This window comes from Nocardioides sp. NPDC127514, from assembly GCF_040302125.1.
GTDB lineage: Bacteria > Actinomycetota > Actinomycetes > Propionibacteriales > Nocardioidaceae > Nocardioides.
The window spans coordinates 178,964-188,484 of the sequence record NZ_JBEORF010000006.1; the positions used below are offsets into that span (position 1 = coordinate 178,964).

Sequence of the window (9,521 nt, forward strand, 5' to 3'; positions counted from 1 at the left end):
TCAGCTGCCCTCCCGTCCAGGTCACGACGCCACCCGCAGCGAGAACTCGGCGATCGTCCCGACCGGTTCGGCGGGCCGCAGGCGTACGCGACCACCGTTGGCGCCCGCGAGCTCCTCGGCGATCGCCAGTCCGAGGCCGGATCCCGTCCGCTGGCCACCGGACCGCCAGAACCGCTCGGTCGCCAGGTGCCACTCGTCGGGTTCGAGCCCCGGCCCGTCGTCACGGACCCAGCCGACGACCCCGTCGGCGGTCTCGGTCGCCGAGAGCTCGACGTGGGCGCCCGGACCGGCATAGCGGATGGCGTTGTCGATGAGGACGTCGAGGATCTGGTCGAGCACCCCGGCCACCTCCACCTCCGGCAGGTCTCCCGTGATCGCCAAGGACTGCCCTGCCGCTTCCGCGGCCGGGCGCCAGGCCTCGACGCGCTCGCGGATGACGGTGCCCACGACCTGATCCGGGACCGTGACGCCTCCACCGGCACGGGCCGCCCCGGCCTCCTGGGCCCGCGCGAGCGACATCAGCTGGTCGAGGAGCGTCTCCAGGCGCTCCAGCTCCTTGGTCAGACCCGCATAGGCCCGCTCACCGGTGCTGTTCACATGTGACTCCAGTCCGTCGGCCCGCAGGCGCAGCGCCGCGAGCGGGTTGCGCAGCTGATGCGACGCGTCGGCGACCAGCTGACGCTGCTGCTCCAGGGACCTCTCGACGGCGGCCCCCATGCGGTTGAACTCGGCGACCAGACCGCGAAGCTCCGCCGGGCCGGTCGCGAGCACATCCGCGCTGCGGTCGCCGTGCGTGATCGTGCGCGCCGCTGCCTCGAGCGAGTGCACCGGACGCATGGTCCAGCGCGACAGCCGCCTGGTGAGCGCCGCAGCCACCAGCAGGAGCGCCAGCGCCCCGACCGCGATGAGCGCCCAGTCCCGCCTGATCTGTGCGGCGGCAGCCGAGGTGTCGACGCGAGTCAGCGCGTACGACCTGACCTCGCCGTCCTCGCGGCCCGGAGCTCCGCGCAGAGGGTCCGCGGTGGTGCAGGGCAGGATCCGAGGCATCGCGACGGGAGGCACGCCCACCAGTCCGACCCGCAGCGCTCCCCGGACGGAGGCGGCGTCGGCGTCGAGGTCGCCGGCGAGCGAGAGTTCCTGGCCGTCGGCATCGACGACGAGGACCGGCTCGCCGTAGACGTCGTGGTAGCGGTCGACGAGCTCTGCGACCGGCTGGCCGGAGGCCGCTGCCTCCGCGATCACCGCCATCTGCCGGTCCCGCTCGGACGCGAGCCGGGCGGTCCGCCGGTCGGCGAGCGTGGTCGCCAGCGGAAACGCCAGTGCCAGGAGTGTCCCGAGCAGGAGCAGGCCGACGACGAGCTGTACCCGACGCTCCATCACCTACGTCGCCCCCTTCTCGATCAGCCGAGCCGGAAGCCGTAGCCGCGCACCGTGTGCAGCGGCAGGTCCCGACCCAGCTTGCTGCGGAGCGCGGTCACGAAGAAGTCCAGCGACCGCGACTTGCCGACCGCCGGCGTACCCCACACCTGGAGCAGCAGCTCGTCGCGGCTCACCGCCTCGCCGGTGCGGGCGATCAGCGCGGCCAGCAGATCGAACTCCGTCGCGGTCACCGAGACCGGGGACCCGGCACGGTGGACGGTGCGCGCAGCGACGTCGACGCTCAGCTCGCCCAACGTGACCACGCGTTCGGCCGGGCGCGGTTCGGCGGAGGCCATCCGGCTCCGCCGAACCAGCGCGTGGACACGAGCGAGCAGCACCGCCCTGCCGACCGGCTTCACCAGGTAGTCGTCGGCGCCGGCACGCAGGCCGAGGACGACGGACCCGTCGCTGTCACGCGCCGTGAGCACGAGCACCGGAACCGTCGAGACCCGCCGCACCGTACGCAGGAAGTCGAGTCCGTCCATGTCCGGCAGGCCGAGATCGAGCACCACCAGGTCGGCTCCGGCGATCTGGTGCAGCCCGTCGTCGCCGCGACTGCAGTGCGTCGTGGTCCACCCCACGTCCTCGAAGGCGTCCACCAACGCCTCCGCAACGCTCGGGTCGTCCTCGACCACCAGAATCCGCACGGAGTCAACCTAACCTGGTGCGGTGATCAGAACGCACCGGTGATGACGACGCGGACCTGGTGCACCGCCAGTGCCACGAAGACGAGCGCGCACAGGCCCATCACGACGTTCGAGTAGATCCGGTTGCGCCATTCGCGCGGCACCCGGTCGGTGTTGAGGATCCACAGGAGCGTGATCGCGAGGAACGGCATGAAGAGCGCTCCGAGGACACCGTAGGCGAGGATCAGATAGACCGGCTGGTCCAGGAACAGGGCGATGATCGGCGGGAACGTCAGCCACAGGATGTACCCGCGGTACCAGATGCCGCCGGCGAGCCGCTCGGGAGCGTCTTCGGGGGCCTTCCGTACGTGGCCTGCGAAGTCGGCGAACATGAGGCTGACCCCGTGCCACACCCCCACCAGCGAGCTCAGCGCGGCGGAGAGGAAGCCGATCAGGAAGATCGTTCCGGCGGCCGGTCCGTACCGGTCCTCGAGGACGTTCCCGATGTCGAGCATCCCCTTGTCGCCGGTGTCGACCGCGATGCCGGCCGAATACAGCAGCTCGGCCCCGACGATGAGCGTGGAGACGACGAAGATTCCCGTCACGACGTACGCGACCGAGTTGTCGATGCGCATCACCCGCATGTACGCCGGGGTCGCCCAGCCCTTCTCCCGCAGCCAGTAGCCGTACGCGGCCAGCGTGATCGTGCCGCCGACACCGCCGGCGACGCTCAGGATGTTGAGCAGCGACCCGTCCGGGATCCGGGGCACCAGGCCGGCGGCGAGCTCGGGCAGGTTCGGCACCGTGAGCGCGGCGGCGGCGACCATCGAGATGAACATCAGCAGCACCATGATGCTGAGAGCCTTCTCGAACAGTCCGTAGCGTCCGGTCCAGACCAGCGCGAGGCCGAAGATCCCGGCGATGATGCCCCAGGCCTTCACCGACAGCACCGGCACCAGGGCGTGGGCGGCGAGGCCGGTGCCCGACATGGCGGCAGCGCCGTACACGAACCCCCAGATGATGAGATACGGCCCGAAGTAGGCGTGGGTCCAGCGGCCCAGGCTGCTCCAGCCCTCGTAGATCGTGCGTCCGGTCGACAGGCTGTAGCGGCCGGCTCCCTCCACGAGCACGACCTTCATCAGGCACCCGAGCACGACGGCCCAGAGCAGCGCATAGCCGTACTTGCTGCCCGCGATCATGGTGGCGACCAGGTCGGCGGCGCCGACACCGGTCGCGGCGACGACCAGGCCGGGTCCGATCAAGCGCCAGCGAGGGACGGCCCCTGCGGACTTGTCATCGATGACAGTCATCAGTTGTAACTCCTCGGTCTTCTCCGGGTGGGGTCACCCGGACGCCCGACTATGTGACGGTCGACACAGTCGCGTCCACGAGGAGAGGCCCTCAGAGGGATTTCCTTACACAACCCAACGAATCAGGCCCCGCCCGAGGCTCCGCCGAGCGCCTGGTTGCCGACGACCGTCGCCAGCGCCAGGCGCTCGGCGTCCTCGGTGCCGGGCTCGGCGGTGTAGACCATGATCCGCAGGTCCTCGACCGCGACGGTCAGGGTGTCACAGTCGAGCGCGATCCGGCCGACGCTCGGATGGTCGATGATCTTGTGTCGCGCCGGTTCGTGGTGACGGGACGGGTCGGCACTCTCCCACAGGTCCGCGAAGCGGGGGCTCGCAGCGCGCAGGTCGGCGATGAGCCGTCGCGGCCGCTGGTCGGCGGGATAGCGAGCGGCGGTGAGCCTCAGGTCGGCGACCAGCCCCGCCTGCAGCGCCTCGGTCTCCGCCGGGGTGGCGACGGCCCGGCTGCCCGGACCGACGAAGTTGCGCCACACCGCGTTGCGCTCACGGCCCTGCCAGGCGGCGGTCGCCCCCATGAGCGCGTCGTACGCATCGTTGGCGGTCACCACGGTCCACGAGGCGTCATAGACGACGACCGGGGTGTGCGCCAGGCGGTCCAGGAGCCGCTGGACGCTCGGCGAGACTCGCGAGGACACCACCTCACGACCGGGCGTGGCATGTCCGGCGAGGCGGAACAGCAGGTCGCGGTCGGCGTCCGGGAGCCGGAGCGCCCGGGCGAGCGCCTCGACCACCTGCACCGAGGGCGAGGTCGCTCGACCCTGCTCGAGCCGGGTCAGGTAGTCGACCGAGATGCCGGCCAGGTTCGCGACCTCCTCACGCCGCAGACCGGTCGCCCGGCGACGGCCACCGGCAGGCAGCCCGACCGCGGCGGGCTCCACGCGGTCGCGCCAGCGACGCAGCACCCGCCCGAACTCCGTTGACTCCATCTCACCAGTCTCCGCCATGGCGGAGCCGATGTCCTGGCCCTGCCAGTCCTACGAAAACCAGACCGCTTCCTGGGCCTGCGTCGCCGGCGCAGCCTGGAGGCATGACCACCACACTGATCACCGGGGCCAACAAGGGCCTCGGCAGGGAGACCGCCCGCCGCCTTCTCGCCGCGGGACACACCGTCTACATCGGAGCCCGTGACGAGGCACGCGGCCGGGCCGCGGCGGCGGATCTCGGCGCCCGATTCGTCCACATCGACGTCACCGACGACGCCTCCGTCACCGCCGCGGCCGAGCAGATCGCCGCCGACGGCGGGCTCGACGTACTCGTCAACAACGCCGGCGTCGAGCCACGGCTTGCCGGCAACGCCATCCCCACCGCAGCCGACGAGAGCGTCGAGGACGTACGCGCCACCTTCGAGACCAACCTGTTCGGCGGCCTCCGGGCAACCCAGGCCTTCGTCCCGCTCCTGCTGGAGTCGCCGGCACCCGTCATCGTCAACGTCTCCAGCGGCCTCGGCTCGCTCGGCATGCTCAGCGATCCCGACGGCTTCACCCACTTCTACACGGGCCTGAGCTACCCCGCCTCCAAGGCCGCCGTCAACGCTGCCACCATCCAGCTCGCCAAGGCCTACCCGACCATCCGGGTCAACGCGGTCGAACCCGGCTTCACCGACACCGAGCTCAACGGCCACACCGGCACCCAGACCGTCGAGGAAGGCGCCGAGATCATCGTCCGGATGGCGCAGATCGGCCCCGACGGCCCGAGCGGGACGTTCGTCTCGAGCCGCGGCCCGCTCCCCTACTGATCGTCGAGCTGACTCTCGAGCTGACTCTCCAGGAGCGGCAGTACGTCGGCGATGGAGGACACCGTGCGCGTCGGCCGGAACGGGAAGGTCTCGATCTGCTCGGGCCTGGTCGACCCGGTCTCGACCAGGATCGTGCGCATCCCGGCCTCGAGACCGCTGATGATGTCGGTGTCCATCCGGTCGCCGATCATCACCGTGGTCTCGGAGTGGGCCTCGAGCTGGTTGAGCGCGCTGCGCATCATCAGCGGGTTCGGCTTGCCGACGTAGTAGGGCGCCCGGTTGGTCGCGGCGCTGATCAGCGCGGCGACGGAGCCGGTGGCGGGCAGCGTGCCCTGCGGGCTCGGCCCGCTCGGGTCCGGGTTGGTCGCGATGAACCGCGCGCCGGCCTCGATCAGCCGGATCGCCCGGGTGATCGACTCGAAGGAGTAGGTGCGGGTCTCCCCGAGCACCACATAGTCGGGGTCGTTCTCCGTCATCACGTAGCCGACCGCGTGCATGGCCGTTGTCAGCCCCGCCTCGCCGACGACGTACGCCGAGCCGCCCGGCCGCTGGTCGGCGAGGAACTGCGCGGTCGCGAGCGCCGAGGTCCAGATCGACTTCTCGGGGACGTCGAGCCCGGAGCGGAGCAGCCTCACCCGGAGGTCCCGCGGGGTGTAGATCGAGTTGTTGGTCAGCACCATGAACGGCACCGACGCCGCGGTCAGCTTCGCCAGGAACTCGCCGGCTCCCGGGATCGGCTCCTCCTCACGCACCAGGACACCGTCCATGTCGGTCAGCCAGGTCTTGATGGGGCGCTCGTCGATCACGAGGACATCCTCGCTGATCGCGGCCCAACCGCCAACCGTTGTGGCCGACTCGTACGGCAACCGTCTTCAGCAGGGGCAGTGATCTGCACCACTACTACTTTCCCCACCGGTCAATAGTCCTTTCGGACACCCCGGAATGGTCTGCGGCCGGATGTTCCCGCCCTCCGATCAGCGAAGACTGACACCGTCCCCACCATCCTCGGGAGGAAGAAATGAAACGCATCTCAGTACCACTCGCCGTCGCCGTCGTCTCGCTGGCGGCCACGCTGGCCCCCATGGTCTCGGTGGCAAGTCCGGCGGCGGCGCAGGCCGCGCCACCGGACAGCATCAGGTGGGAGAGGTGCCACGCCGAGATCTCTCCGGTGCCGATCCCGGAAGGGATGCAGTGCGGGACCCTGAAGGTCCCGCTGGACTACAGCGACCCCAACGGCCGGACGATCGATATCGCGGTCTCGCGCCTACCGAGCAAGAAGCCCGACAAGCGGCGCGGCGTCCTGCTGACCAACCCCGGCGGCCCCTCCGCCGGAGAGAGCTATCCGGCGATGCTCGTCGCCATCGGTCTCCCACAGAGTGTCCTGGACAGCTACGACGTGATCGGCTTCGACCCGCGCGGGATCGGCCGCAGCACACCGGTGACGTGCGACCTCACCCCGGATCAAGTGCTCACAGGCAGCATCCCGCCGTACCCGCTCGACGCCGCCGATGTGGCCGAGCACGCGGCCGTGAGCAAGCGGATCGCCCAGCAGTGCGCGGCGTCCAAGACATCCCGGATGCTGCCGCACATCAGCCCGGCCAACACCGCACGTGACATGGATCGGATCCGGGCCGCACTGGGTGAGTCGAAGCTGTCGTACGCCGGTGCCTCCTGGGGAACCCACCTGGGTGCGGTCTACACCACCCTGTTCCCGCAGCGCAGCGACCGGATCGTGCTCGACAGCAACATGGGCCCGGGTGGCTGGGACTACGCCAGCGACCGGCTGTGGTCGCAGGGCGTCGAGGACACCTTCCCGGCCTTCGCGAAGTTCGCTGCGGCGAACCACCGCGAGTACGGCTTGGGCAAGACACCGGCGCAGGTACGGGCGAAGTACTTCGAGCTCGCCGAGCGACTGGAGAAGAAGCCGATCCCGACACCGGACGGCCCCTTCGACCATGTCGCGTTCCGGCTGATCAACTTCGGTCTGCTGTACGGCCCGACCCAGCTGCCGCTACTTGCGGACATCTGGCACGCGGTCGATGCGAACCAGCCCCCGCCACCGCTGCCCGATGGCGGCACCGTGACCGACGTGGACAACCTCATCTCCGGTCGCTACTACATGATCTGCAACGACGCGCGCTGGCCGTCGTCGGTGGCGACCTACCAGCGCAACGTCGCCGTCGACCGGATCAGATACCCGCTGTTCGGTGCCGCCGGAGCCAACATCACGCCGTGCGCGTACTGGCCGGATCCCGCCGAACCGCAGGTCCGGATCACCGATCAGGGTCCGTCCAACGTACTGATGGTGCAGAACCTTCGCGACCCGGCGACACCGCTCGACGGCGCGCGGGAGATGCGGGCAGCATTGGGCAAGCGGGCCACCATGGTCACCGCCGATCAGAGTGGCCACGGCGTCTACCCGGGAGGCAGGAACCGCTGCGCGAACCACGTGGTGACGACCTATCTGACCACGGGCGAGCGGCCGTTGCGCGACTACCACTGCTCGGCCGACGCCGCACCCCGCACCGCGACAGCCTTCGTCGGCTAGCTGTGACGCCCAGCCAGGTCTTCACGCGGCCAACCACTAGATTGGCCGCGTGGAGACCATCGACGGCGAGCCGGTGCTGGACCGGCCATCGGTGACCGAGGTCGAGGCCTACTTCGAGACCGCTGATCCCAATACCCGAGCGGTGTGGCTGCGCCTGACCCGCAAGGGCGTCGAGCCGGCCTCCCTCTCCTCCGACGAGCTGGTCGACGTCGGCCTCTGCTTCGGCTGGATCTCTGCCGTACGCCGCCGAGGCGATGAGGAGACGTACCTGCAGCGCTACACCCGCCGGCGCCCCGCTTCGAAGTGGTCCCGGCTCAACATCTCCAAGGTCGAGCGGCTCACCGCCGAGGGCCGCATGCGGCCGGCCGGCCTGGCCGAGGTCGAGGCGGCGCAGGCCGACGGTCGCTGGGACAACCCCTGGACCTGACCCTCAGCCGCGCTCGAGCCTCTTCCTCAGGCCGCTGATCAGCGACCCCACGGCGAGCGAGAGCAGAGCCCGGACGATCGGCGCCGTGGGTCCGGCTCCCTTCGCCACCTCGACGGCAACGGTCCAGGTCAGCCGGGAGCCGGTCGGCGTCGACTCGACGACGTAGTCCTCCGCGAACCGGCGGATGCCGGGGCGGTTCGACTCGACGACCGCGAAGGTCATCCGCCGGTTCTCGTCCCAGCGGTAGAACTTCTCGCGCACGGTGGCCACACCGCCCATGGTGACCTCGCGAACCGTGCCGACGCCGTACGGTCGCGGGCCCACCCACCGCGTCTTCGTGGCACCGGGCCCCCACGAGACCACGGCATCGTCCGCGGCGAGCGCCTCCCACAACGTCTCGACCGGCACGTCGACGTCGAGCACCTTGGTCGTGACCGCGCGTGCGGTCCCCAGGAAGTCGTCGTCGGCGGGAGCGAGGGGGTACCAGCGGGTCATGGGCCAACCTTTGTGAGCTCGAGAAGAGGACGACTACATCTTCGTCGATACACGATCGGCAGGACCGCAGCGGCGCGGCGAGACGATCAGGTCACTACGTGAGCAGGTCCATCAACGCCTCAGCCTCTTCGGCACAGGCGCCGCAGGCCTTCAGATGCACCTGCATCGGAAGGTCCACGTGGCCCGGATCGGCCAGCAGCTGCTCGACGTAGGTGTCGATCTGGTCGAAGCAGTCGTCGCAGGACAAGTAGGGGTTGGTGTCGAGCAGCAGGCCGTCGAGAGCGGCAGCGGCCAGACGGCGGTTTCTGTCGGTCATGGCGCGCTCCGCAGGGACGATTCATCGAGATGGCCGGTGGCCAGCAGGGACGTACGTAGTCGCTGGCGGGCGTCGTGGAGTGTCTTGTACAGGGCGTTGCGATTGGTGTTGAGCCGCTCGGCGAGCACGTCGATCGGCACCTGGTCGATCAGCAGCGCCAGTGTGACCCGCCGCTGGTGGGGTGTCAGGACGGTGGCGATCGCGGCCTGGACGGCCCGCGAGAGATCATCCGCCTGCACGTATCCCTCGGGAGCGCTGCCGTCGTCCGGGACGTCGAACGAGTCCGGTAGCGCGACCTCCCGATGCCGCCATGCCTGCCGCCGGACGGCGACGCCGGCGTGCAGGATGCCGAACTTGTAGACCCAGGTGCTGAACCGGCTTCGCCCCTCGAAGGTGGCGAGCTTGCCGAGCACCGCGACCAGGGCATCGTCGGCAGCCTGCTGTGCCAGGTCTTCCAGGTCCGCAGGCCCCGCACCAGGCAGCTGGCTCCGCAGGCGCCACACCTGATGCCGGGTCGCCCGCAGCAGCAGGTCATGGAGACTGCGCTGGGCGACGTGCCCCGGAGGCCCGGGGTCGTTCAGATCGCTC

Annotated in this window: 11 protein-coding genes; 3 read left to right on the forward strand and 8 right to left on the reverse strand. The window is 70.0% G+C overall.

Translation table 11 applies throughout. From position 1 onward, the window contains the following. Positions 1–21: 21 nt before the first annotated feature. The 4 genes from ABTX24_RS06895 to ABTX24_RS06910 all read right to left on the reverse strand — a co-directional run bounded on the left by ABTX24_RS06895 (position 22) and on the right by ABTX24_RS06910 (position 4,338). On the reverse strand, positions 22–1,377 hold the full coding sequence (locus ABTX24_RS06895) for a sensor histidine kinase (protein ID WP_350838370.1): 1,356 nt from the start codon (positions 1,375–1,377) through the stop codon (positions 22–24). Between the two features lie 23 nt (positions 1,378–1,400). Then, a complete protein-coding gene (locus tag ABTX24_RS06900; RefSeq protein ID WP_350714392.1) occupies positions 1,401–2,066 on the reverse strand; it encodes a response regulator transcription factor in 666 nt (221 codons plus the stop codon). A gap of 26 nt (positions 2,067–2,092) precedes the next feature. Continuing rightward, positions 2,093–3,355, reverse strand: coding sequence for an Nramp family divalent metal transporter (locus ABTX24_RS06905; protein WP_350838372.1), 1,263 nt, complete (start codon positions 3,353–3,355; stop codon positions 2,093–2,095). Between the two features lie 122 nt (positions 3,356–3,477). After that, on the reverse strand, positions 3,478–4,338 hold the full coding sequence (locus tag ABTX24_RS06910; protein ID WP_350838374.1) for a helix-turn-helix transcriptional regulator: 861 nt from the start codon (positions 4,336–4,338) through the stop codon (positions 3,478–3,480). Between the two features lie 101 nt (positions 4,339–4,439). Between ABTX24_RS06910 and ABTX24_RS06915 the strand changes: the two genes are divergently transcribed. Continuing rightward, positions 4,440–5,147 carry an SDR family NAD(P)-dependent oxidoreductase gene (locus ABTX24_RS06915; RefSeq protein WP_350838376.1) on the forward strand — a complete coding sequence of 236 codons (708 nt, stop codon included), beginning with the start codon at positions 4,440–4,442 and terminating at the stop codon, positions 5,145–5,147. Here the strand turns inward: ABTX24_RS06915 and ABTX24_RS06920 are convergent. Then, a complete protein-coding gene (locus tag ABTX24_RS06920) occupies positions 5,141–5,953 on the reverse strand; it encodes an HAD-IIA family hydrolase (RefSeq protein ID WP_350838378.1) in 813 nt (270 codons plus the stop codon). The genes ABTX24_RS06915 and ABTX24_RS06920 overlap by 7 nt on opposite strands. Positions 5,954–6,165: 212 nt before the next feature. Here ABTX24_RS06920 and ABTX24_RS06925 point away from each other — a divergent pair, with 212 nt between their 5' ends. Together ABTX24_RS06925 and ABTX24_RS06930 are read left to right on the forward strand one after the other, a co-directional pair. Beyond that, positions 6,166–7,695: an alpha/beta hydrolase gene (locus ABTX24_RS06925; RefSeq protein WP_350838380.1), complete on the forward strand. Its 1,530-nt coding sequence runs from the start codon at positions 6,166–6,168 to the stop codon at positions 7,693–7,695. A 49-nt stretch (positions 7,696–7,744) separates the two neighbouring features. After that, entirely contained in the window at positions 7,745–8,122 is a 378-nt protein-coding gene (locus ABTX24_RS06930; protein WP_350838382.1) for a YdeI/OmpD-associated family protein, read from the forward strand. A gap of 3 nt (positions 8,123–8,125) precedes the next feature. Here ABTX24_RS06930 and ABTX24_RS06935 read toward each other — a convergent pair whose 3' ends face one another. The 3 genes from ABTX24_RS06935 to ABTX24_RS06945 all read right to left on the reverse strand — a co-directional run. Then, entirely contained in the window at positions 8,126–8,617 is a 492-nt protein-coding gene (locus ABTX24_RS06935; protein ID WP_350838384.1) for an SRPBCC family protein, read from the reverse strand. A 94-nt stretch (positions 8,618–8,711) separates the two neighbouring features. After that, a complete protein-coding gene (locus tag ABTX24_RS06940; protein ID WP_350838386.1) occupies positions 8,712–8,933 on the reverse strand; it encodes a hypothetical protein in 222 nt (73 codons plus the stop codon). After that, on the reverse strand, positions 8,930–9,521 hold a 592-nt coding region (locus tag ABTX24_RS06945), incomplete at its 5' end, for an RNA polymerase sigma factor (protein ID WP_350838388.1). The genes ABTX24_RS06940 and ABTX24_RS06945, both read right to left, overlap by 4 nt.

Coding starts and splice junctions, on each gene's coding strand:
- ABTX24_RS06940 (WP_350838386.1), bottom strand. CDS start 8,933: ATGACCGACAGAAACCGCCGTCTGGCCGCTGCCGCTCTCGACGGCCTG.
- ABTX24_RS06925 (WP_350838380.1), top strand. CDS start 6,166: ATGAAACGCATCTCAGTACCACTCGCCGTCGCCGTCGTCTCGCTGGCG.
- ABTX24_RS06915 (WP_350838376.1), top strand. CDS start 4,440: ATGACCACCACACTGATCACCGGGGCCAACAAGGGCCTCGGCAGGGAG.
- ABTX24_RS06895 (WP_350838370.1), bottom strand. CDS start 1,377: ATGGAGCGTCGGGTACAGCTCGTCGTCGGCCTGCTCCTGCTCGGGACA.
- ABTX24_RS06905 (WP_350838372.1), bottom strand. CDS start 3,355: ATGACTGTCATCGATGACAAGTCCGCAGGGGCCGTCCCTCGCTGGCGC.
- ABTX24_RS06935 (WP_350838384.1), bottom strand. CDS start 8,617: ATGACCCGCTGGTACCCCCTCGCTCCCGCCGACGACGACTTCCTGGGG.
- ABTX24_RS06910 (WP_350838374.1), bottom strand. CDS start 4,338: ATGGAGTCAACGGAGTTCGGGCGGGTGCTGCGTCGCTGGCGCGACCGC.